Consider the following 22,870-nt stretch of genomic DNA (forward strand, 5'->3'; position numbering starts at 1 on the left):
CCACCCAATAGGAAACTTTCCTAACAGTGATCGACCAGTGATCACCGGGTGGACGTGATCCCCAGGTCACTGGGAAGCTGGGCAGTTGGAAAGGCAGGTGTCGCACCCATGGCAGGATCCGCCGGTACGCCGGGCACCCCGCGCGTCCTGCGCGCCATGAACGACCGCGCCGCCCTCGACCTCCTCCTGGAGCACGGGCCGCTGTCCCGCACGCGGATCGGCAAGCTCACCGGCCTGTCCAAGCCGACCGCCTCCCAGCTCCTGGCCCGCCTGGAGGCGGCGGGACTGGTCCTGGCCACCGGCACCAGCGAGGGCCGCCCGGGACCCAACGCGCAGCTCTACGCGGTCAACCCCGCCGCCGCACACGCGGCAGGGCTCGACGTCACCCCGAACCGGATCCGCGCCGCCGTCGCCGACATCACCGGCCGCACGGTGGGCGAGTACGAACTGCTCACCCCCGGCAGGCGCCCGGAGCAGCCCGTCGTCCGGCAGGTCACCGACGCCCTCGACGGCGCGGTGAAGGCCGCGGGACTGGCCCGGGACGACGTCCACCGGCTGGTCATCGGCACCCCGGGCGCCTTCGACCCGGGCACCGGCCGGCTGCGCTACGCCTCCCACCTGCCCGGCTGGCACTCCCCGACGCTGCTCGACGAACTCGCCGCCGCGCTGCCGATGCCGGTCGAGTACGAGAACGACGTCAACCTCGTCGCGATCGCGGAGCAGCGGCTCGGCGCGGCCCGGGGCCACGCGGACTTCGTCCTGCTGTGGAACCAGGAGGGCCTCGGCGCCGCCCTGGTCCTCGGCGGGCGGCTGCACCGCGGCTGGACCGGCGGCGCCGGCGAGGTCGGCTTCCTGCCGGTGCCGGGCACCCCCCTGGTCCGCCAGGTGACCAAGGCCAACAGCGGCGGCTACCAGGAACTGGCGGGTTCACAGGCCATCCCGAAGCTGGCCCGCGAACTCGGCGTCGGCGACCTGCCGACGGGCCCGTACGCCGAGGTCGCCGCCGAACTGGTGGCCCGTGCCGCCGACCACGCGGGCGGCCCGCACCGGCAGCTGCTCCAGACCTACGCGACCCGGCTCGCCACCGGTCTCGCCTCCCTCGTCTCCGTCCTCGACCCCGAACTCGTCGTCCTCAGCGGAGCCTCCCTCACCGCCGGCGGCGAGGTGCTGCGCGCGCTCGTCCAGGCCGAACTGGAGGAGCTGGCGGCACCGCGCCCGCACCTGGTCGTGGGCGACGTCCGCGAACACCCCGTCCTGCGCGGCGCGCTGGAGAGCGCGCTGGCGACCACCCGCGACGAGGTCTTCGACACCTCACGCTGAGCCTCCCGCACCACCCCCCTTCCCGCACGGCCCCTTCCCTCATCGCCCCGCCCGCCCCAGGGAGATCCCGTCATGCCCGAAGCCATACCCACAGCTGCCCGAAAGACGGCCTTCGCCGCTTTTGCCCTCACGGCCTCGCTGGCGTTGCTCACCACCGCCTGTACCGGCCAGTCCGGCTCGACCGCCTCCGACGACGCCTCGAAGGACACCACCATCAACTTCTGGCACGCCTGGAGCGCGCCGAACGAGGTGAAGGCGGTCAAGGCGCTGATCGCCGGCTTCGAGAAGGCGCACCCCAACATCCACGTCAACGTCGTCGGCAACATGACCGACGACAAGATGAACCAGGCGCTGCGCACCGGCGGCGACAAGGCCCCGGACGTCATCTCCTCCTTCACCACCAACACCGTGGGCAAGTTCTGCTCCTCGGGCGCGCTGGTCGACCTCAACCCGTTCTTCAAGAAATCGCGGGTCGACCCGGAGAAGACGTTCCCGAAGCCGATGAACGAGTACACCCAGTTCGACGGCGACCGGTGCTCGGTGCCGCTGCTCGGTGACGCGTACGGGCTCTACTACAACAAGACGGCGTTCAAGAAGGCCGGCATCGCCGCCCCGCCCAGGACCTGGTCCGAATTCAAGGCCGACGCGAAGAAACTGACGATCACCCAGGGCGACGGTTACAAGCAGCTCGGTTTCATGCCGGACTACCACGGCTGGGAGACCACGACCGAGCACTATCTCGGGCAGTTCTCCCCCACGTACTTCGACAGCAAGGGCAAGTCGAACGTCGCCGAGGACCCGGCCTTCGCGAAGGCCTTCACCCTCCAGAAGGACCTCGTGGACGAACTCGGCGGATACCAGAAGCTGGAGAAGTTCCGCGCCACGCTCGGCGACGAATGGGGCCCCAAGCACCCCTTCCAGACCGGCCAGGTCGCCATGCAGCTCGACGGTGAGTGGCGCCTCGGCATGGCCCTGGCCACCAAGCCGAAGTTCGAGATAGGCGTCGCCCCGCTGCCCGTGCCCGACGACCAGGCGGCCCAGTACGGCAAGGGCTACATCACCGGCACCATCGCGGGCATCGCCGCCACCAGCAAGAAGCAGAACGCGGCCTGGGAGTTCGTGAAGTACATCAGCACCGACACGGACGCGGTGGTGAACTTCTCCAACGCCATCCACAACGTGCCGTCCACGCTGGCGGCCCTCAAGTCCCCGAAGCTGAAGTACGACCCGCGCTTCAAGACGTTCCTGGACATCGCGGCGAACCCGGACTCCACCACGGCTCCCGCCTCCCTCAACGGCGGTGTGTACCTGACGACGGTCCAGGAGCTCGGTTACGACTACGAGAGCGGCAAGCTCACCGACCTGAAGGCGGGCCTGAAGAAGGCCGCCGCGCAGATCGACACGGACATCGAGCAGGCGAAGTAGCGATGAGCACGATCACCCTCGCGTCGAAGCGCCGCCGGGCTGGCCTCGCTGCGAAGCAGCGGAAACAGGCACTGCGTACGGCCGCCTTCATGTCGCCCTGGCTGATCGGATTCGCGGTCTTCTTCGCGTATCCGCTGATCTCCACGGTCTATTTCTCGTTCATGCACTACGACGGCTTCAAGCCACCCACGTGGAGCGGAACGAAGAACTGGAAGTACGTCTTCGAGCACTATCCGTTCTTCTGGCCCGCGATGCGCAACACCCTGTGGCTCGTCGTGGTGATGGTGAGCCTGCGGGTCGTCTTCGGACTCGGTGTCGGCCTGCTCATCACGAAGATCAAGACGGGCACCGGCGTCTTCCGCACCCTCTTCTACCTGCCCTACCTGGCCCCGCCGGTCGCCGCGACCATGGCCTTCGCCTTCCTCCTCAACCCCGGCACCGGCCCGGTGAACTCGCTCCTGGAGAAGGTGGGCATCCCTGCCCCGGGCTGGTTCAACGACCCGACCTGGTCCAAGCCCGCGCTGACCCTGCTGGCCCTGTGGGGCGTCGGCGACCTGATGGTCATCTTCATGGCCGCGCTGCTGGACGTACCGAAGGAGCAGTACGAGGCGGCGGAGCTGGACGGGACGTCGGCCTGGCAGCGGTTCCGGTACGTGACGCTGCCGAACATCTCGCCGATCGTCATGTTCGCCGTCGTCACCGGCGTGATCCAGACCATGCAGTACTACACGCAGCCGCTTATCGCCGGGAAGGTCGCCTCGGGCGTGATCCAGGGCGCGGGCACCCAGTTCGAGCCCGGCTACCCGGAGAAGTCCACGCTGACCCTCCCCCAGTTGGTCTACAACCTCGGCTTCCAGCGCTTCGACTACGGCTCCGCGTGTGTCGTCGCCCTGGTCCTCTTCGCCCTGTCGATGGTGTTCACCGCGTTCCTGATGCGGCGCCGGGGCGGCCTCATCCAGGCAGGTGAATGACGATGACCCAAGTGCTGGACAAGCCGGTCGAGCTGAAGGCCCCGGCCTCCCCCGCCGAGCGCACCGCCCGCCGCAGGGCGCTCCTGGAGTGGGTCGCGATCCACTCCCTCGGTGTGGCGGCCGCCCTCTTCTTCACGCTCCCGTTCGTCTTCGTCTTCCTGACCTCGCTGATGAGCGACACCCAGGCGCTCAGCCGGGACCTGATCCCGCACACCTGGGAGTGGGGCAACTACCGGAAGGTGTTCGACACCCCGGGCTTCCTGACCTGGTGGAAGAACACGCTGATCTATGCCGGCCTGGGCACCGTCCTGACCGTGGTGTCCTCGATCCCCGTCGCGTACGCGCTCGCCAAGTTCCGCTTCCGGGGCCGCAATCTGTCCCTCATGCTGGTGATCTCGATGATGATGCTGCCCCCGCAGGTGATCATCATCCCGATGTACCTGTTCTGGGCGAAGCAGCTGGACCTGTCGGGCACGCTGTGGCCGCTGATCATCCCGATGGCGTTCGGCGACGCGTTCTCCATCTTCCTGCTGCGGCAGTTCCTGACGACGATCCCGAACGAGTACCTGGACGCGGCCAAGGTGGACGGCTGCGGCGACCTGCGGACCCTGCTGAAGGTCGTCCTGCCGATGGCGAAGCCCGGCATCGCGGCCGTCGCCCTCTTCCAGTTCTTCTACGCCTGGAACGACTACTTCGGGCCCCAGATATACGCCTCCGAAAATCCGGGCGCCTGGACCCTGAGTTACGGCCTGGAGTCCTTCAAGGGCGCGCACCACACCGACTGGAACCTCACCATGGCCGCCACCGTGCTGGTCATGGCCCCCGTGATCCTCGTGTTCTTCTTCGCCCAGAAGGCGTTCGTCGAGGGCGTCACGCTCACCGGAGTGAAGGGTTGATCCACGTATGAAACTCACCGTGGTCGGCGGAGGCTCGACCTACACGCCCGAACTCATCGACGGCTTCGCCCGCCTCAGGGACACCCTGCCCGTCGAGGAACTGGTGCTCGTCGACCCGGCCGCCGACCGCCTGGAACTGGTGGGCGGCCTGGCCCGGCGGATCTTCGCCAAGCAGGGGCACGGCGGCCGGATCGTCACCACCGCCGACCTGGACGCGGCCGTCGAGGGCGCGGACGCGGTGCTGCTGCAACTGCGGGTCGGCGGACAGGCGGCCCGCGAACAGGACGAGACCTGGCCGCTGGAGTGCGGCTGCGTCGGGCAGGAGACGACCGGTGCGGGCGGTCTGGCGAAGGCGCTGCGGACGGTCCCGGTGGTGCTCGACATCGCCGAGCGGGTCCGCCGCGCCAACCCGCGCGCGTGGATCATCGACTTCACCAACCCCGTCGGCATCGTCACCCGCGCCCTGCTCCAGGCCGGGCACAAGGCCGTCGGGCTGTGCAACGTGGCGATCGGTTTCCAGCGGAAGTTCGCCGGCCTGCTCGGCGTGACACCCGCCGACGTCCACCTCGACCACGTCGGCCTCAACCACCTCACCTGGGAGACCGGCGTCCGCCTCGGCGGCCCCGAGGGCGAGAACGTCCTGCCCAAACTGCTGGCCGAACACGGCGAGACCGTCGCCGGCGACCTGCGGCTGCCCCGCCCGCTCCTGGACCGTCTGGGCGTGGTCCCGTCGTACTACCTGCGGTACTACTACGCGCACGACGCGGTGGTGCGGGAGCTGCGCACCAAGCCGTCCCGGGCGGCCGAAGTGGCCGCGATGGAGAAGGAGCTGCTCGCGATGTACGGCGATCCGGCGCTGGACGAGAAGCCGGAGCTGCTCGCCAGACGCGGCGGCGCCTACTACTCGGAGGCGGCGGTGGACCTGGCGGCGGCCCTGCTGGGCGGAGCCGGCAGCCCGTACCAGGTGGTGAACACCCTCAACCGGGGGACCCTGCCCTTCCTGCCCGACGACGCGGTGATCGAGGTGCAGGCGGCGGTCGGGCCTGCGGGCCCCGCCCCGCTGCCCGTGCCGGAGGTCGACCCGCTGTACGCGGGGCTGGTGGCGAACGTGACGGCGTACGAGGAGCTGGCCCTGGAGGCGGCGCTGCGCGGGGGGCGGGACCGGGTGTTCAGGGCCCTGCTGTCCCATCCTCTGATCGGCCAGTACGAGTACGCCGAAGCCCTCACCGACCAGCTGGTCGCACACAACCGGGAGCACCTCGCGTGGGCCTGACCGCAAGCGTCCTCGCCATCGACGCGGGCAACAGCAAGACCGACGTCGCGGTCCTGGCGGCGGACGGCCGCGTCCTGGCCACGGCCCGCGGCGGCGGGTTCCGTCCGCCGACGGTGGGCGTGCCCGCGGCGGTGGACGAGCTGGCGCGGGCGGTGGCCCGGGCCTACACGGCCGCCGGCGTGGACTCCGTCTCCCATGTCTCCGCCTGTCTCGCCAACGCGGATCTGCCCGTGGAGGAGAAGCAGTTGGCGGCCGCACTGCACGCGCGCGCGTGGGGTGCGACGGTCGAGGTCCGCAACGACACCTTCGCGATCCTGCGGGCGGGAGTGGCCGAGCCCCGGGGCGTCGCGGTGGTCTGCGGCGCGGGCATCAACTGCGTCGGCATGCGCCCCGACGGGCGCACCGCGCGCTTCCCCGCCCTGGGCCGCATCTCCGGTGACTGGGGCGGCGGCTGGGGCCTGGCGGAGGAGGCCCTGTGGTTCGCCGCCCGCGCGGAGGACGGCCGGGGCGAGCCCACCGAGCTGGCGCGCACGCTCCCTGCCCACTTCGGGCTGGATTCCATGTACGCCCTCATCGAGGCCCTGCACCTGGAGCGCGTCGCGCACCTGCGGCGGCACGAGCTGACGCCGGTGCTGTTCGCGACGGCGGCCGGCGGCGACGCGGTGGCGCGGGCCGTGGTGGAGCGGCTGGCCGAGGAGGTGGTGACCATGGCCGCGGTGGCGCTGGCCCGGCTGGACCTGCTGGACGAGGAGACGCCGGTGCTGCTCGGGGGCGGGGTGCTCACGGCCGGGCACGCCCAGCTCGACGACCGGATCGGGGAACTGCTGGCCGTGCGGGCACCGAAGGCGGTGGCCCGGGTGGTGACGGCGAGCCCGGTCCTCGGGGCGGCGCTGCTGGGGCTGGACCGGCTGGGGGCGGCGGCCGGGGCGGGGGAACGGGCGCGGAGCCACTGGGAGGCCTGAGGGCGCCGGCGGGCCCCCTCCCGTGGAACCGAACAGAATCCCGGCGCGTATTCATGGGCACGGGGAGGTGACAAAGCCGCCCCCCGCTGCCCAATGTCGTACCCGGCGGTGATACTGGTCGGCAGCAGATGACCATGGGGGAGGTCAACGTGACACAACCGCCGACGAGCAGCGCGGCGCCACCGGTACAGGCACCGGCACCGGTTCCGGCCCGGACGCCGGCGCCCGTCCCGGCGCCGCCCCGGCGCACCGCGTTCGCCGAGGGCGTCGACCGGCTGCGCGCCGCGGCGACCACGGAACCGGGCCGGCTGCGCGTCATCGGTGCCGTACTGGCCCTGCTGGTCGTCGTGTTCGGCGCGGTCACCGCCTGGCAGGAGAGCGACCGGGCGGCCGCGGCCGACGACGTGCTGCACAGCAGCCAGCCGCTCAGCTCGGGCGCGGCCGACATCTACCGCTCCCTGGCGGACGCCAACACGGCCGCGTCCAGCGGGTTCCTGGCGGGCGGTCAGGAGAGCCCGGCCTCCCGCGACCGGTACGAGAAGGACATCCGTAACGCCGCGGCGGGGCTCGTCACGGCCGCCGCCGCCTCCGATCCGGGCTCCCCCTCCGAGGCGACCGTCGCCAAGCTCAACAAGCTGCTCCCCGAGTACAAGGGCCTGATCGAGCGCGCCCGCACGTACAACCGGCAGGGCTATCCGGTGGGCGGCGCGTACCTGCGGTACGCCAACGAGAAGATGCAGAACGACATGCTCCCCAAGGCCCAGGAGCTCTACACGACGGAGAACCAGCGGCTGAGCTCGGACTACGCGGACGCCACGCCCTATCCGTGGGCCGCGATAGCGCTCGGGGTCCTCGCGCTGGCCGCGCTCGCCTGGGCCCAGCACCGCGAGTACCGGCGCACCAACCGGGTCCTGAACCACGGCCTGGTCGCGGCGACGGCCGCCGCCACGGTGGTCCTGCTCTGGCTGGTCGTCGGTCACGCCGTCGCCCGCGCGGGCCTCGACGGCTCCTACGAGCACGGCGTCCGCTCGCTGAACGCGCTGCACGACGCCCGCATCGCCTCCCTGAAGGCGCGGGGGAACGAGAACCTCTCCCTGGTGGCGCGCGGCGCCGAGACCGTCAAGGTCGGCGACAAGAGCTACGACGCCTACTACCTCGCCTTCGACAAGGACATCAAGGAACTCGGCGCGCACCTGTCCAAAGCGGCCGGCCTCGCCGACGACCAGGCGGGCACCAAGCCGGTCCAGGCGGCCGAGGGCAACATGGCCGAGTGGACGAAGCGCCACGGGTCGGCCCGTGACGAGGACGAGAGGGGCAACTACGAGCAGGCCCTCGACCTGGTGATCGGTGCGAAGGGCGCGAAGGGCTCGACCGGCGACTGCTTCGACGCCGTCGACGGCAACCTGAAGGACGCGCTCGCCCACGAGCAGACCGAGTTCCAGCAGTCGGCCGGTGACGGCCGCGACGCGATGACGGGCCTCCCGACCGGCGCCGCCGCCCTCGCCGTCCTCGGCGCGGCCGGCGCGGTGTTCGGCATCGGCCGCAGGCTTTCGGAGTACCGGTGACAGGGGGCATGAGCATGCACGCACAGCGAGTGCGGGCCGCGCTGCGGGGCCCGGGCCGCGTCGTCGCGACGGCGGGCGTCCGCGCGCCCGCGACGGCCCACGGCACAGCCACCACGATCGGCCACGGCCGCACGCCTTCGGAGTACCGGTGACAGGGGACATGAGCATGCACGCACAGCGAGTGCGGGCCGCGCTGCGGGGCTGGGGCGGGGTGGGCGCGATGGCGGTCGTGTGCGCGCTGGCGCTGGCCTTCGTGCTGTTGCTGCCGCTGAGCCAGTCGCACGGGAGCGGTGGGCAGGGCCTCGGTGGGCAGGGCGTCGCCGACGCGCGGCAGGCTCGGGCCAAGACGTGCCCGGCTCCCGAGAAGCAGACGCTGCCCCCGTCGGGGGCGGACGGTCCCACGATCGACAAGATCAAGGCCCGCCAGGGCGACGCGCGCAAGATCATCGTGGGCGTCGACCAGAACAGCTACCGCTGGGGCTACCGCAACCCCAACACCGAGGGCGCGGAGCTCGAGGGCTTCGACATCGACCTCGTGCACCAGATCGCCAAGGACATCCTGGGCGACGCGAACGACGTCCAGTTCAAGGCCATCCCCACCAGCCAGCGCACCGACGCCGTCAAGAGCGGCCGCGTCGACATGGTCGTCCGCACGATGACCATCACCTGCGAACGCCTCGGCGAAGTCGCCTTCTCCGCCCCGTACTTCAAGACCGGCCAGCAGGTGCTGGCGCCCAAGTCGTCGTCCATCAAGGGGTACGACACGCTGGCGCACAAGCGAGTGTGCGCGGCCGACGGTTCGACCGCCTACACCCAGCTGGACCACGACAAGACAGCCAGCAAGCTGGTCGCCGTCCCCAACCAGCTCGACTGCCTGGTACGGCTCCAGCTCGGCGAGGTCGACGCCGTCGTCACCGACGCCGCGCTCGCCGCCAGCCAGGCCGCCCAGGACCCGACGGTCGAACTGAAGGGCGCCCCCTTCACCACCGACTACTACGGCGTGGCGATGAACAGGAAGGCGAACGATCTGGTACGCCGGGTCAATCAGATCCTGGTGCAGTACCGCGCGAACGGCTGGCAGGAGTCCTACAACAGGTGGCTGTCGGCGACACTGGGGGCGGACTCCGGCCCCTCGAAGCCGCCCACCCCGGAGTATCTGCGCAAGAGCTGACAGGAGCGTCGCGCGGGCGATCTTCGGGCATGAACTCCAGCAGACTTGAGGCGACGAGAGCAAGAGGTGATCGATGGGCGTCACGGACCCCGCCGGGCCGGTGATGGACCGGGACGAGGTGGACCGTGCGCTGGCGCGGCTCGGCGCGGAGCACGAGGCGATCGAGACCTCGCTGCTCGCCCTTCAGGACCACGCGGGCCGCCGCCTCCTCGAAGGCGCCGAACTGACCGGCGTCACCCAGGAGCGCTGGACGGCCACGGAGGCGTCGATCACGCTGCTGTGGACGTACTTCGACGCGTACACGGCCGCGCTGCGCGGCGCCCGGGAGATCCGCGCCCGCCGCCGCTGGTCCAGTCGCGAGGACCTGGTGGAGCTGACCGAGCTGCTGCGCGGTGAGTCCGTCACGGTCGCGGGCGGCGCGACGGCGACCGCGAACGCGCCGACGCTGCTGTCCGCCCCGGGCCGGCTCAGCGAGCGGTTCTCGCTGTCCGGTCTGGTGGACCGGATGAACGAGCTGTACGCGCGCTCGCTGGACGTGGTCGTCGCCGCCGACGCCGTGTGGTCGGCGCTGCCCGCCCGGATCGATTTACTGGCCGCGGAGCTCCAGCGCACCCGCAAGCTGGCGCACTCGGTCGGCGTGCGCCCCGGGGAGCACCCGGCGGGCGACGACCTGGAGCGCATCACGCGCACGCTGACCAAGCTGCGCGAGCAGGTGGTCTCCGACCCGCTCGCCTTCTGGGCGCGGGCCGAGGGCAGTTCTGCGCCGGGCGGCGGTCGGCCGGACACCACCGTGTACGACCGTGAGGCGCGCGCCCTGGAGGACGTACGGCGGGAGATCGACGCCGTACTGACGGTACGTCAGGATGCCGAGCAGCGGCTGGTGCGGCTGCGGGACGTGCTCTCCCGCGCGGACCGCACGCTCGCCGAGGCCCGCACCGCGCGCGGCGAGGTGCTGGCGAAGATCGCCGCGACGGAGGTGCCCGTGGTCAGCGGCCCGCCGACCGTGCTCCAGGAACAGCTGGCGGCGGCCGCCGAGTACCGCAGACAGGCCCAGTGGCACCGGCTCTCCCCGCTCCTGGAGTCGCTGGAGCAGAAGGCGGAGGACGAACTGCTGCGCGCCCGCGAGTCCCTGACGGCGGTCACCGCACCGCTCGCGGTCCGCGCCGAACTGCGCGGCCGGCTGGACGCGTACAAGGCGAAGGTCGCCCGGCACGGGCTCGCCGAGGACCCGTTCCTCGTCGAGCGCTACGACGCGGCGCGCCGCATGCTGTGGAGCGCGCCCTGCGACCTGCGGGTCGCCGAACAGGCCGTGCTGCGCTACCAGCACGCGGCGGCCGAACTGATCGGCGCGCCGCGCGTGCCGCAGCAGGGCGGGCCCGAGGACCGTAGGGGGGAACAGACGTGAGTCAGGCACAGCAGACGTGTCAGCGGCCGGGCTGCGAGGGCAGTTACGAGGACGTGGGCGGCGGCGAGCTGTACTGCGACACCTGCGGTCTCGCCCCGGTCGTCAGCTCGAGCGGCATGGTCGGCTCGCCGCCCACCGGGATCACCGGCGGCGGCAAGGGCTCCTCCGGCAGCTCCAGCGCGCGTTCCAGCAGCCGCAGTTCACGGACGTCCTCGCACTCCTCGAAGTCCCGTCGTTCGGTGTCGGGACGGCTCTCCCGGTCCGTGTCGGGCAAGTCGACGGGCCGCTCGGTGTCGGTGCGCAGCTCCGGTTCCAGCGCCGGGTCGTCGGCGCGCAGCAGGCTGGGCGCCGGACTGGTGACGGTGCCGCAGGTGCCGCGGCCCGACCCGCGCGTGATGGTCCTGGAGAACCCGGAGGTGCCCGAGCGCAAGCGGTTCTGCTCGCGTTCGGACTGCGGCGCGCCGGTCGGCCGGGCGCGCGGGGAGCGGCCCGGACGCACGGAGGGCTTCTGCACCAAGTGCGGCCACCCGTACTCCTTCGTGCCCAAGCTGAAGGCCGGGGACATCGTGCACGGCCAGTACGAGGTCGTGGGCTGCCTGGCGCACGGCGGCCTGGGCTGGATCTACCTGGCGGTGGACCGCGCGGTCTCCGACCGGTGGGTGGTGCTCAAGGGCCTGCTGGACACCGGCGACCAGGACGCGATGGCGGCGGCGATCTCCGAGCGGCGCTTCCTCGCGGAGATCGAGCACGCCAACATCGTGCGGATCTACAACTTCGTGGAGCACCTCGACCAGCGCACCGGCTCCCTCGACGGCTACATCGTCATGGAGTACGTCGGCGGCAAGTCCCTGAAGGAGATCGCCAACGCCCGCCGCGCCCCGGACGGCAGACGGGACCCGCTGCCGGTGGAGCAGGCGTGCGCGTACGGCATCGAGGCGCTCGAGGCGCTCGGCCATCTGCACAGCCGCAACCTGCTGTACTGCGACTTCAAGGTCGACAACGCCATCCAGACCGAGGACCAGCTCAAGCTGATCGACATGGGCGCGGTGCGCCGCATGGACGACGACGAGTCGGCGATCTACGGCACGGTGGGCTACCAGTCGCCGGAGGTCGCCGACGTCGGCCCGTCAGTGGCGTCCGACCTGTACACGGTGGGCCGTACGCTCGCGGTCCTCACCTTCGACTTCCAGGGCTACACGAACGTCTTCGTGGACTCCCTGCCCGACCCGGACAACATCGAGGTGTTCCGCCGGTACGAGTCCTTCTACCGGCTGCTGGTCCGCGCCACCGACCCCGACCCGGCCCGCCGGTTCGCCTCCGCGCAGGAGATGTCCGAGCAGCTGACGGGCGTCCTGCGGGAGGTCGTGTCCCTCCAGACGGGACGGCCCCGGCCCGCGCTGTCGACGCTGTTCGGGCCCGAGGTGAAGGTCACGGACACGGAGTTGTTCCCCAAGCCGGCCGGGGACGTGTCACGGCTGGGCGCGAGAGCGGTACAGGTGAAGGGCCCGGCCACGCCCGCCGCCCTGCCCGCCGCCCCGGGGCACTCCCCCGACGGCGCCACCGGCCTCGTCAAGCCCGTCCACACGGCCGCTGCCGCCCTCGCGCTGCCCGTGCCGCACGTCGACCCGGCCGACCCCAACGCGGGCTTCCTGGCGGGCCTGATGGCCTCCGCGCCGGGTGAGCTGATCGGCGCGCTGGCGGCGGCGCCGCAGCAGACCGTGGAGACGCGGCTGCGGCAGATCCGCGCCCGGCTGGAGAACGGCGACTCCGGGGCCGCGCTGACGTCCCTGGCGCAGCTGGAGGAGGAACGGCCCGACGACTGGCGGGTGGTGTGGTACCGGGGCGTGGCCGCGCTGGTGACCGGGGACTTCGAGGGCGCCGCGCTCCCCTTCGACGCGATCTACGACGCCTTCCCCGGTGAGAGCGCCCCCAAGCTCGCGCTCGGCCTGTGCGCGGAGGTGCTCGGGCAGCTCGACAACGCCGCCGAGTACTACCGCCTGGTGTGGTCGACCGACCCGAGCCATGTCAGCGCCGCCTTCGGCCTGGCCCGCGTCCAACTCGCGGCCGGGGACCGGCGGGACGCCGTACGGACGCTGGAGTCGGTGCCGGAGTCGTCCATCCACTACACGGCGGCACGCGTGGCCGCCGTGCGGGCCCGGCTGAGACAGCGCACGGCGACCGCCGCCGACACGCCGTTCCTGGAGGATCTGACCGCCGCCGCGGCCCAGGTCGAGGCGCTACAGGCGTACGGTCTGGACCCGGCGCGCCGCGAGCGGTTGTCGGCGGAAGTGCTCGGCAGCGCGCTCGACTGGATACTCTCCGGGGGCGAGGGCACCCAGCCCGCCGCCGGCGGCCGGGTGTTGCTCGGCAGCGGTCTGGACGAGCGGGGCCTCCGCTTCGGCCTGGAGCGCGCCTACCGCACGCTGGCCCGGCTGGCGCCCGGCGGTGAGGAGAGGATCGACCTGGTGGAACGGGCCAACCGTTACCGCCCCCGGACGTGGGTGTAGTTGATGTCGCAGATGCCCCAGCAGGCCGCGCTGTCGCAGTGCCCCAACTGCGCGGAGCCGCTCGAGTCGGATGACCGTTTCTGCGGTGTGTGCGGGTACGACCTGTCGGCGGTGCCCGCGCCGCCGCAGGACCACCCGACGCTCACCATGAACGGCTCGGACGGCCCCGGCCGGGCCCCCGGCCTGATCCCCGGCCAGGCGGCCGCCTGGCCCGGCGTGCCGGCCCCGGAGGCAGGCTCCGGCACCCCCGCGGCGGCGCACCTGCCGACGGACCTCCCGGGCACCGACTCCGGCGGCTCCCCGCTGCCGTCGGACCCGCCCGCGCCCGAGACGGTCCCCGCGCAGGCCCCGGGCTCCCCCGCGGCCCCGGTCTCCGGCGTCCGCTTCGACCGGCCTCCGCAGCCCGACGACTACCCGTTGCAGGCGCCCGACCCGCGGGCCGCCGCCGACGCCGCGAGCGCGGCCGCGGAGGCCAAGGTGTGCGTGGCGTGCCGGGCGGGCCGGGTGGACAGCGACGGCTACTGCGAGAACTGCGGGCACGCCCAGCCCCGCGAACGCGACCACATGGAGCAGGAGTCCGGCCCGGTCGCCGCCGTCAGCGACCGCGGTCTGCGCCACCACCGCAACGAGGACGCCTTCGCCATCGGCCACGCGGCGCTGCCCGACGGCTCGCCCGTGACCCTGGCGGTCGTCTGCGACGGCGTCTCCTCCGCGACCCGCCCCGACGACGCCTCGATGGCCGCGTCCCGGGCGGCGGGCGAGTCGCTGCTGGCCGCCCTGACGCACGGCACCCACCCGCAACAGGCCATGCACGACGCGATCGTGGCCGCCTCGCACGCGGTCAACGCCCTCGCGGACGAGCCCGCCGGGGCCCGCGAGCACGCCGTGCACCAGAACGCCCCCGCCTGCACGATCGTCGGCGCGGTGGTCACCTCCGGCCTGCTGGTCGTCGGCTGGGTCGGCGACAGCCGTGCCTACTGGGTGCCGCTGGACCGTGCGGCGCCCCCGGCCCGGCTCACCGAGGACGACTCCTGGGCCGCGCAGATGGTCGCCGCGGGCCTGATGAACGAGGCGGAGGCGTACGCCGACGAGCGGGCCCACGCCATCACCGGCTGGCTCGGCGCGGACGCCTACGAACTGGAGCCGCACACCGCGTCCTTCAAGCCGGACCGGCCGGGCGTCGTGGTGGTCTGCACGGACGGGCTGTGGAACTACGCCGAGACGGCCGGGGAGATGGCCGAGGCCGTCCCGCTCGACGTCGCCGCCCGCCCTCTGCACGCCGCCCAGGTCCTGGTCGGCCACGCCCTGGACGGCGGGGGCCACGACAACGTAACAGTGGCCGTGCTGCCGTTCCCGACCCCGCCGCAAGGGGCAGGATCGGCCTGAGGGGCCGCACACGGGGAGGCCCTGTGCGGACCGGAGGGGACCGGTCCGCAAAAGTCATCGCCCACGGCATCGTGGGTTCGGAGGGGGATTCGAAGCGATCATGGCCAATTTCTCGAAGTCGAACGTGCCGCAGTTCTCGGTGGACGTGTACCAGAACGAGTACCTGCCGGAGAGCGGCCGCGAGGTCAACGCGATCGTCACGGTGACCGCGACCGGGGGCGGGACGATCGGGAGCGCGGTGGCGGCCCCCCAGTTGTACACCGCCGGCCAGGGCCCGTCCGCCGCCGTGGCGCTCATGGTCGACTGTTCGGGGTCGATGGACTACCCGCCGACCAAGATGCGCAACGCCCGCGACGCCACGGCCGCGGCGATAGACACCCTGCGCGACGGCACGCACTTCGCGGTGATCGGCGGCACGCACGTGGCCAAGGAGGTCTACCCGGGCGGCGGCCGGCTCGCGCTGGCCGACGCCACCACCCGGGAGCAGGCCAAGCAGGCACTGCGCCGGCTCAGCGCGGGCGGCGGTACGGCCATCGGCACCTGGCTGCGGCTCGCCGACCGGCTGCTGTCCTCGGCGGACGTCGCCATCCGGCACGGCATCCTGCTCACCGACGGCCGCAACGAGCACGAGTCGCCGGAAGACCTGAAGGCCGCCCTCGACGCGTGCGCCGGACGCTTCACCTGTGACGCGCGGGGCGTGGGCACCGACTGGGAAGTGAAAGAAGTCACAGGGATCGCCTCCGCGCTGCTCGGCACCGCCGACATCGTCGCCGACCCGTCCGGTCTCGCCGCCGACTTCACGCGGATGATGGAGACGGCGATGGGCAAGGAGGTCGCCGACGTCGCCCTCAGACTGTGGACGCCGGTCGGCGCCACCATCCGGTTCGTCAAGCAGGTGGCCCCGACGGTCGAGGAGCTGACCGACCGCCGCACCGAGGCGGGCCCGCGCGCCGGGGACTACCCCACCGGATCCTGGGGCGACGAGTCCCGTGACTACCACGTATGCGTCGAGGTCCCCGCGGCGGGCATCGGCCAGGAGATGCTGGCCGCCCGGGTCTCGCTGGTCGTTCCGCAGCCTGGGGGCACCTCCCGCTCGGGCGAAGCCGAGAGTGTGGGAGGTACGGTGCGGAACCTGGGGGCCCAGGGCCTCGTACGGGCCGTGTGGACCGACGACATGACCGCCTCCACCTCGATCAACCCGCAGGTCGCCCACTACACCGGGCAGGCGGAACTGGCCCAGGCCATCCAGCAGGGGCTTGACCTCCGCAAAGCGGGTGATTTCGATGGAGCAACGGCCAAACTGGGGCGGGCTGTTCAGCTCGCCAGTGCCTCCGGGAACGCGGATACTGCGAAACTGCTTGCGAAGGTGGTGGACGTGGTCGATGCCACGACAGGTACTGTGCGACTGAAGGCGAAGGTCGCGGAGGCCGACGAGATGACTCTCGAGACCCGGTCCACAAAGACTGTTCGTGTAAAGAAGTGACGTAGGACAACCCGGGAACACCCCGGATCGACCCAGCAGGACCCTGTGAGAAAGGGGGACGCGCCGACATGCCGACCTGCCCGAACGGACACCAGTCGGGTTCCGACGACTGGTGCGAGGTCTGCGGTCACCGCATGGCCGGTGCCGTACCTCCGCCCCCTCCGCCGCCCGCCGGCGGCGGGTACGGGTTCCCGCCGCCGCCTCCCGGTCAGGGGGGCCAGCCCGGCGGACGCCATCTGTCCTCCGTGCCGAACCACGAGCCGGAGCTCTGCCCGCAGTGCCGCACGCCCCGCGAGGGCGGCGCGCCGTTCTGCGAGGAGTGCCGCTGGAACTTCCTGACCAACACGGCGACCTCCTACACCCCGGCCGCCCCGCGCCCGCCCGCGTCGGGTCCGGCGGCCCCCCGCTTCCAGCCGCCCGGCCCGTCCTACGGCGGCGGCGACTCGTTCGACTACCAGGGCTCGCGCCCGTCCCAGATGAACCGGCCCGCCGAGCCGATCCCGCCGAACCCCTTCGGCAGCGAGCCGTCCGGCCCGACGCCGTTCGGCGGCGAGCGCGGCCAGGGTGGTCCGAGCGGTCCGGGTGGACCCGGCGGCCCCGGCGGCCCCCGTCAGGGCCCCGGCCCCCAGGGCTTCGGCGGCGAGCGCGGCCCGGGTGGGCCCGGTCAGGGCCCAGGTCAGGGTCCCGGTCAGGGCGGTCCCGGCCCGTCCGGCTTCGGCGGCGGTCAGGGTCCGGCCGGTCCCTCGCCGTTCGGCCGTGAGCCGTCCGGTCCCGGTGGTCACCCCGGCCCGCCCGCCCCTCCCGGCCCCGGCGGTCCCGGTGGCTTCGGCGGTCCTGGTGGCCCCGGTGGCCCTGGTGGGTTCGGCGGGGACCCGTCGCGGCCGGTTCCGCCGCCGCCCGGTCCCGGTGCCACGGCCGGTGGTCCGCCGCCCGCGTTCCAGCAGGCCGGTCCGCCCGCCCCGCCGGCCTTCCCGCAGGAGACCCGCCGGCCGCAGTCGGGCGGTCCGTCCTTCGGCGGCGGTGAAGACGACTGGGTGATCTCCCCGCCGTCGTCCGCGAACCCCTCCGGCCCCGGTGGCCCGGGCGGGGGCGGCCCGGGCGGGGGCGGCCCGGGCGGGGGCTACGGCTATCCGCAGCCCGGCGCCACCCAGGCCCCCCAGGCCCCGTCCGGCTACGGCTACCCGCAGGCTCCGCAGGGCCCGGCCACCTGGACGGCGACCATCGGCCCGGACCGCGAGTACTTCATGGCGATGATGCAGCGCTCCGGCCCCGAGGCCACGGGCCTGAACCTGCCCGCGTACTCGCCCGAGCAGCAGCGCACGCTCACCGGCAACCAGGTCACCATCGGCCGCCGCCGCCACTCCACCGGCGACACCCCGGACATCGACCTGTCGGTGCCGCCGGAGGACCCGGGCGTCTCGCACCAGCACGCGGTGCTGGTCCAGCAGCCGGACGGCAGCTGGGCGGTCGTCGACCAGAACTCGACCAACGGCACGACGGTCAACGGCGGGGAGGAGCCGATCCAGCCCTTCGTGCCGGTGCCGCTCCAGGACGGCGACCGGGTGCACGTGGGCGCCTGGACGACGATCACCGTCCGGCGCGGCTAGCCGCGAGCCCGCTGCCACGGGCCGGATCACGGGAGGGGCCAGGTGTGCAGCCCCTCCGGGTCGTCCAGCCAGGCCCACTCGCGGTCGCCGCCGACCGTGACGCCGTACCGCTCGCGCGGGGGCCTGCCCTCGCGCTCCCACAGCGCGTACGCCTGCCGCGGGGTGAGGCTGCCGCGGGTGAGTGCGAGCAGGAAGCGGAACAGCTCCTGCCGGCGGGCCCGGGGCGGCAGCCCCTCCAGGGACATCGGCTCCCGCTCGGGCCGGTGCCCGCCGCGCAGCGGGACGAAGAACGCCGGTGTGGCGAGGAAGTGGCCCTCGGCGTGCCCGGCGTCCCGTACGGTCAGCGCCACCAGACCGGTGGCGAGCGGCGTCAGGACGCGCGCGCCGGGACGGCACTGGGCGAGCCAGGCGCGCGGCACCGACGGCAGGGCGCAGGTCGCGATGATCCGGTCGAAGGGGGCGCGCTCGGGAACTCCACGTGCCCCGTCCCCGGTGACCACGGCCGGGTGGTACCCGGCGACAGCCAGGTGCTGCCGGGCCGACTCGGTGATCTCCGGCTCCAGGTCGACGGTGGTGACCAGGTCGTCATCGCCGAGCCGGTGGGCGAGCAGGGCGGCGTTGTAGCCGGTGCCCGCGCCGATCTCCAGCACCCGGTCGCCGTCCCTCACCCGCAGCTCCGCGAGCATCTGGGCCATCAGCGAGGGCTGGCTGCTGGAGGAGAGCAGTTCCCCGTCCCGCAGCCGGGTGGCCAGCGGGGCGTCCGCGTAGGCACCGCTCAGCCAGCGCTCCCGCGCCTCGACGTCCGGGCTCTCGCCCCATCTGCGCTCGTAGCCGCCGGCGGTGCCGACGTAGTAGTACGGCACGAAGAGGTGCCGCGGCACCGCCGCGAAGACCTCCCGCCACACCGGATCGGCGTTCCACGCCCCGCTCGCGTCGATCTCCCGCACCAGCGCGGCCCGCGCGGCGCCGGCGAGTTCGGCGAGTTCCCTGTCGTCGTCGAGAGCGTACGAGCCCATACGTCCACTGTGCGGCGCCGAGCGGCCGGAGGCGAGTGGTCCTAGGGCCACAGTCCTCGGTCGGGGCGTCTGAGAGCATGGGGTACGTGAATGAGATCCGGCGCGGCACGCTTCAGGAGAAGACCTTCTACGAGCAGGTCGGCGGGGAGGAGACCTTCCGCCGGCTGGTCCACCTCTTCTACCAGGGGGTCGGCGAGGACCCGCTGCTCAGGCCGATGTACCCGGAGGAGGACCTGGGCCCGGCCGAGGAGCGGCTGACGCTCTTCCTCATCCAGTACTGGGGCGGCCCGACGACGTACAGCGACAACCGCGGCCACCCCCGCCTGCGGATGCGCCACGCCCCCTTCACCGTGGACCGCGCGGCGCACGACGCCTGGCTGAGGCACATGCGGGCGGCCGTCGACGAGCTCGGCCTGTCCGAGGAGCACGAGCGCCAGCTGTGGAACTACCTGACGTACGCGGCGGCCTCGATGATCAACACGGCCGAGTGACCGCGGCGGGCCGGGGCCCGGTCGGGCTCAGCGCACGCTGAAGCCCAGGGTCCCGAGTCCCGCCGTGCGCACGGCGACGGACCCGTACGGCGTGCGCAGCCTGAGCCACGTGCCGGACGAGAACAGCCCCAGGCCGCCCTCGCCGCCGGGGCGCAGGAACCCCAGCGACTGGGCCGCGTGCACGGCCCGCACCGGGAGGCCGGTGTCCGCGACCGTCCGGGACCAGATCTCCCGCCCGATCCGGTCGAGCTCGGCGCGGGTCCGCAGCTCGGGCGCCAGCTCCTGCGTACGGGACCGGAATTCGGCGACGGCCGCGGCCACCATGGTCCGCAGGGCGTCGGGGGCCGGCAGTCCCGGCTCCGCCCGCCAGCCGCCGCGCGGCGGAAGGACCCCCGCCCACGGCGGCCCGGTCACCGCGCCCGGGACGACGGCCGTGGCCGCCGTCTCGTCGACGGACTCGAGGAACTCACCCGCGGACACGGTCACGTCCAGGGTGCGGTCCAGCCCGTCCTCGTACGGCTTCTCGAGCCGTACCGCGCGGATCGTCAGCACCTCGAAGGACGGCGGCCGTCCGAACACGGCGAGCGCGGTCCCCGCGGCCTGAAGACGCACGGCGGCCCCACGGTCGTAGTGGAGCAGCCGGCCGAGGAAGGCGGCGAGATCGGCCGCCTCCCCCTCGTCGGCGAGGTGGAGCACCCGCGGCACCGTCATGCGGCGACGGCCTCCTCCGCGTCGTCCATGTACCCCTGGAGGAACTCCCGCTCCTCCCCGGTGATCCGCCGCGGCCGCTGGGCCTCGAAGTCGAACGGCACGACGACCGTCGAGGCCCGTACGTAGATCAGATCGTCGTCCTTCACCTCGTAGGCGATGGTGAAGGACGCGGCCCTGATCTCGCTGACCCACAGCTCGATGTCCACCGGGTGGTGGCGGTGGACGAGCTGCCGCTTGTAGTCGATCTCATGGCGCGCCACCACGGACCCCTGCTTGAAATCCTTCTCCGGGCGGTTCAGGAAGTCGATACGGGCCTCCTCCAGGTAACGGATGAAGACCGCGTTGTTGACGTGCCCGTACGCGTCCATGTCCGACCAGCGGAGCGGGCAGCGGTAGATGTGGCGCAAGACCGATCAGCCCCGGGTCAGCTTCTTGTAGGTGGCGCGGTGCGGACGCGCGGCGTCCGGGCCCAGCCGCTCGATCTTGTTCTTCTCGTACGACTCGAAGTTGCCCTCGAACCAGAACCACTTGGAATCACCCTCGTAGGCGAGGATGTGCGTGGCGACACGGTCGAGGAACCACCGGTCGTGGGAGACGACCACGGCGCAGCCGGGGAACTCGAGCAGCGCGTTCTCCAGGCTGCTGAGGGTCTCGACGTCGAGGTCGTTGGTCGGCTCGTCGAGGAGCAGCAGGTTGCCGCCCTGCTTGAGGGTGAGCGCGAGGTTGAGGCGGTTGCGCTCACCGCCGGAGAGGACACCGGCGGGCTTCTGCTGGTCCGGGCCCTTGAAGCCGAACGCGGAGACGTACGCACGGCTCGGCATCTCGACCTGGCCGACGTTGATGTAGTCCAGCTCGTCGGAGACGACGGCCCACAGCGTCTTCTTCGGGTCGATGTTCTCGCGGCTCTGGTCGACGTACGAGATCTTGACCGTCTCGCCGACCTTGATGTCACCGGAGTCGGGCGTCTCCAGCCCCTGGATCATCTTGAAGAGCGTGGTCTTGCCGGCGCCGTTCGGACCGATGACCCCGACGATGCCGTTGCGCGGCAGCGTGAAGGACAGGTTGTCGATCAGCACCTTCTCGCCGAAGGCCTTGTTGAGCTTGTCGACCTCGACGACGACGTTGCCCAGGCGCGGGCCCGGCGGGATCTGGATCTCCTCGAAGTCCAGCTTCCGCATCTTCTCGGCCTCGGCGGCCATCTCCTCGTACCGCGCCAGACGCGCCTTGGACTTGGCCTGCCGCCCCTTGGCGTTGGACCGCACCCACTCCAGCTCTTCCTTGAGCCGCTTCTGCCGCTTGGCGTCCTTCTGGCCCTCGACCTTGAGGCGGGTGGCCTTGGTCTCCAGGTACGTGGAGTAGTTGCCCTCGTACGGGTAGGCGCGGCCGCGGTCGAGCTCGAGGATCCACTCGGCGACGTTGTCGAGGAAGTACCGGTCGTGGGTGATGGCGACCACGGTGCCCGCGTACTTGGCGAGGTGCTGCTCCAGCCAGTTCACGGACTCGGCGTCGAGGTGGTTGGTGGGCTCGTCGAGGAGCAGCAGGTCGGGCGCCTCCAGGAGCAGCTTGCACAGGGCGACGCGGCGCTTCTCACCACCGGAGAGGGTGGTGACGGGCCAGTCGCCGGGCGGGCAGCCCAGCGCGTCCATGGCCTGCTCGAGCTGGGCGTCGAGGTCCCAGGCGTTGGCGTGGTCCAGGTCCTCCTGGAGCTTGCCCATCTCGTCGAGCAGCGCGTCCGAGTAGTCGGTCGCCATCAGCTCGGCGATCTCGTTGAACCGGTCGAGCTTGCCCTTGATCCCGGCGACACCCTCCTGGACGTTCTCCAGGACGGTCTTCTCCTCGTTCAGCGTGGGCTCCTGCATCAGGATGCCGACGCTGTAACCGGGCGAGATGAAGGCGTCGCCGTTGGACGGCTGCTCCAGCCCCGCCATGATCTTCAGCACGGTCGACTTACCGGCACCGTTCGGACCGACGACGCCGATCTTCGCCCCCGGCAGGAAGTTCAGGGTGACGTCATCGAGGATCACCTTGTCGCCGTGCGCTTTGCGCGCCTTGCGCATGGTGTAAATGAACTCAGCCAAGAGAAACCGTCCGGCAGCTTGAAATCTGGCAGTGGGCAGATACACCCCATCTTGCCCGACCGCCACCCCTAGGCGGAAACCCATATGGTCGCGGGGCTCTGACCTGGCACTTTACTGCTGGTGGCTGAGGCTCACCTGTCACTGCCGGTCGCTGTCGAGCACCCTCGGGCTCCCTCGCACGGCCCAGGGACGGCCCAGAAAAGCCCCGGCGGCCCGCTCGGCGGCTCAGGAGCTGATGGGCAACTCCCGTGCCCGCTGGCGAGCCTGGGCCCGTAGCTCCTTCAATCGGCTGTGGAACGCGTTGTGCCGGTTCTGATCGAGGTTCAACGGGAGGTCGAGTCGGGAGATGAGCTGTGACTCGAGGTCCCACGGTTCGTTCTGCTCGATCCAGCACACTCGCGCGTTGTCCGCCATCCACTGGCTCAGGGTGGCTTCGCCGGCCTTGCCGAAGGTCATCCGCTTGCCGCTGCCCACACGGCGCAGCTCAAGTCCGAGCAGGCAGCCGAGGGTGAGCCGTAGCGTCGAGCCGGCCGCGTTGCCGCGGTAGTGGTAGCGCACCCGCTTGCGCAGGTTCTGCGTGCTGGTCCGGTTCGCCATGTACCG

20 protein-coding genes are annotated in these 22,870 nt (G+C 72.0%); 15 read left to right on the plus strand and 5 right to left on the minus strand.

Annotated features, from left to right (window positions below; genetic code table 11):
- The first annotated feature begins 108 nt into the window (after positions 1 to 108).
- From ACFY01_RS14965 to ACFY01_RS15030, 14 genes are all read left to right on the plus strand, one after another.
- Entirely contained in the window at positions 109 to 1,320 is a 1,212-nt protein-coding gene (locus ACFY01_RS14965) for an ROK family protein (protein ID WP_390736123.1), read from the plus strand.
- A gap of 72 nt (positions 1,321 to 1,392) precedes the next feature.
- Positions 1,393 to 2,745: an ABC transporter substrate-binding protein gene (locus ACFY01_RS14970; RefSeq protein WP_390736124.1), complete on the plus strand. Its 1,353-nt coding sequence runs from the start codon at positions 1,393 to 1,395 to the stop codon at positions 2,743 to 2,745.
- Between the two features lie 2 nt (positions 2,746 to 2,747).
- Positions 2,748 to 3,716 carry a carbohydrate ABC transporter permease gene (locus ACFY01_RS14975; RefSeq protein ID WP_390736125.1) on the plus strand — a complete coding sequence of 323 codons (969 nt, stop codon included), beginning with the start codon at positions 2,748 to 2,750 and terminating at the stop codon, positions 3,714 to 3,716.
- A gap of 2 nt (positions 3,717 to 3,718) precedes the next feature.
- Positions 3,719 to 4,612, plus strand: coding sequence for a carbohydrate ABC transporter permease (locus tag ACFY01_RS14980; RefSeq protein ID WP_390736126.1), 894 nt, complete (start codon positions 3,719 to 3,721; stop codon positions 4,610 to 4,612).
- 7 nt (positions 4,613 to 4,619) lie between these two features.
- The gene (locus tag ACFY01_RS14985; protein WP_390736127.1) at positions 4,620 to 5,885 is read left to right on the plus strand and encodes a 6-phospho-beta-glucosidase; all 1,266 of its coding nucleotides are present in this window, start codon (positions 4,620 to 4,622) and stop codon (positions 5,883 to 5,885) included.
- Positions 5,876 to 6,847 carry an N-acetylglucosamine kinase gene (locus ACFY01_RS14990; protein ID WP_390736128.1) on the plus strand — a complete coding sequence of 324 codons (972 nt, stop codon included), beginning with the start codon at positions 5,876 to 5,878 and terminating at the stop codon, positions 6,845 to 6,847. Before ACFY01_RS14985 ends, ACFY01_RS14990 begins: the two co-directional genes overlap by 10 nt.
- A 134-nt stretch (positions 6,848 to 6,981) precedes the next feature.
- Entirely contained in the window at positions 6,982 to 8,412 is a 1,431-nt protein-coding gene (locus ACFY01_RS14995) for a hypothetical protein (RefSeq protein WP_390736129.1), read from the plus strand.
- A gap of 14 nt (positions 8,413 to 8,426) precedes the next feature.
- On the plus strand, positions 8,427 to 8,564 hold the full coding sequence (locus tag ACFY01_RS15000; RefSeq protein ID WP_390736130.1) for a hypothetical protein: 138 nt from the start codon (positions 8,427 to 8,429) through the stop codon (positions 8,562 to 8,564).
- A gap of 14 nt (positions 8,565 to 8,578) precedes the next feature.
- Complete coding sequence (locus ACFY01_RS15005; RefSeq protein ID WP_390736131.1) at positions 8,579 to 9,583, plus strand: glutamate ABC transporter substrate-binding protein; 1,005 nt, start codon at positions 8,579 to 8,581, stop codon at positions 9,581 to 9,583.
- Positions 9,584 to 9,656: 73 nt separating this feature from the next.
- A complete protein-coding gene (locus ACFY01_RS15010; RefSeq protein WP_390736132.1) occupies positions 9,657 to 10,988 on the plus strand; it encodes a hypothetical protein in 1,332 nt (443 codons plus the stop codon).
- Positions 10,985 to 13,495, plus strand: a complete 2,511-nt coding sequence (locus ACFY01_RS15015; protein WP_390736133.1) for a tetratricopeptide repeat protein — start codon at positions 10,985 to 10,987, stop codon at positions 13,493 to 13,495. The genes ACFY01_RS15010 and ACFY01_RS15015 overlap by 4 nt, the downstream gene beginning before the upstream one ends.
- A 3-nt stretch (positions 13,496 to 13,498) precedes the next feature.
- A complete protein-coding gene (locus ACFY01_RS15020; protein WP_390736134.1) occupies positions 13,499 to 14,881 on the plus strand; it encodes a protein phosphatase 2C domain-containing protein in 1,383 nt (460 codons plus the stop codon).
- Between the two features lie 100 nt (positions 14,882 to 14,981).
- A complete protein-coding gene (locus ACFY01_RS15025; protein ID WP_390736135.1) occupies positions 14,982 to 16,364 on the plus strand; it encodes a VWA domain-containing protein in 1,383 nt (460 codons plus the stop codon).
- Between the two features lie 68 nt (positions 16,365 to 16,432).
- Positions 16,433 to 17,971 (plus strand): FHA domain-containing protein, encoded by a 1,539-nt coding sequence (locus ACFY01_RS15030; RefSeq protein ID WP_390736136.1) that lies wholly within the window; start codon positions 16,433 to 16,435, stop codon positions 17,969 to 17,971.
- 26 nt (positions 17,972 to 17,997) lie between these two features.
- Here ACFY01_RS15030 and ACFY01_RS15035 read toward each other — a convergent pair whose 3' ends face one another.
- Positions 17,998 to 18,987, minus strand: coding sequence for a methyltransferase domain-containing protein (locus ACFY01_RS15035; RefSeq protein ID WP_390736137.1), 990 nt, complete (start codon positions 18,985 to 18,987; stop codon positions 17,998 to 18,000).
- Positions 18,988 to 19,064: 77 nt separating this feature from the next.
- Between ACFY01_RS15035 and ACFY01_RS15040 the strand changes: the two genes are divergently transcribed.
- The gene (locus ACFY01_RS15040) at positions 19,065 to 19,478 is read left to right on the plus strand and encodes a globin (protein ID WP_390736138.1); all 414 of its coding nucleotides are present in this window, start codon (positions 19,065 to 19,067) and stop codon (positions 19,476 to 19,478) included.
- 27 nt (positions 19,479 to 19,505) lie between these two features.
- Here the strand turns inward: ACFY01_RS15040 and ACFY01_RS15045 are convergent, their stop codons facing one another.
- From ACFY01_RS15045 to ACFY01_RS15060, 4 genes are all read right to left on the minus strand, one after another.
- Positions 19,506 to 20,189 (minus strand): hypothetical protein, encoded by a 684-nt coding sequence (locus ACFY01_RS15045; RefSeq protein WP_390736139.1) that lies wholly within the window; start codon positions 20,187 to 20,189, stop codon positions 19,506 to 19,508.
- Positions 20,186 to 20,596: an acyl-CoA thioesterase gene (locus tag ACFY01_RS15050; RefSeq protein WP_390736140.1), complete on the minus strand. Its 411-nt coding sequence runs from the start codon at positions 20,594 to 20,596 to the stop codon at positions 20,186 to 20,188. The genes ACFY01_RS15045 and ACFY01_RS15050 overlap by 4 nt, the downstream gene beginning before the upstream one ends.
- A 6-nt stretch (positions 20,597 to 20,602) precedes the next feature.
- Positions 20,603 to 22,267, minus strand: a complete 1,665-nt coding sequence (ettA, locus tag ACFY01_RS15055) for an energy-dependent translational throttle protein EttA (RefSeq protein WP_390736141.1) — start codon at positions 22,265 to 22,267, stop codon at positions 20,603 to 20,605.
- A gap of 225 nt (positions 22,268 to 22,492) precedes the next feature.
- Positions 22,493 to 22,864 carry a GIY-YIG nuclease family protein gene (locus ACFY01_RS15060; protein ID WP_390736142.1) on the minus strand — a complete coding sequence of 124 codons (372 nt, stop codon included), beginning with the start codon at positions 22,862 to 22,864 and terminating at the stop codon, positions 22,493 to 22,495.
- Between the last annotated feature and the right edge of the window lie 6 nt (positions 22,865 to 22,870).

Origin of the sequence: Streptomyces sp. NPDC001480 (genome assembly GCF_042894725.1) — a bacterium.
Classification (GTDB): domain Bacteria; phylum Actinomycetota; class Actinomycetes; order Streptomycetales; family Streptomycetaceae; genus Streptomyces.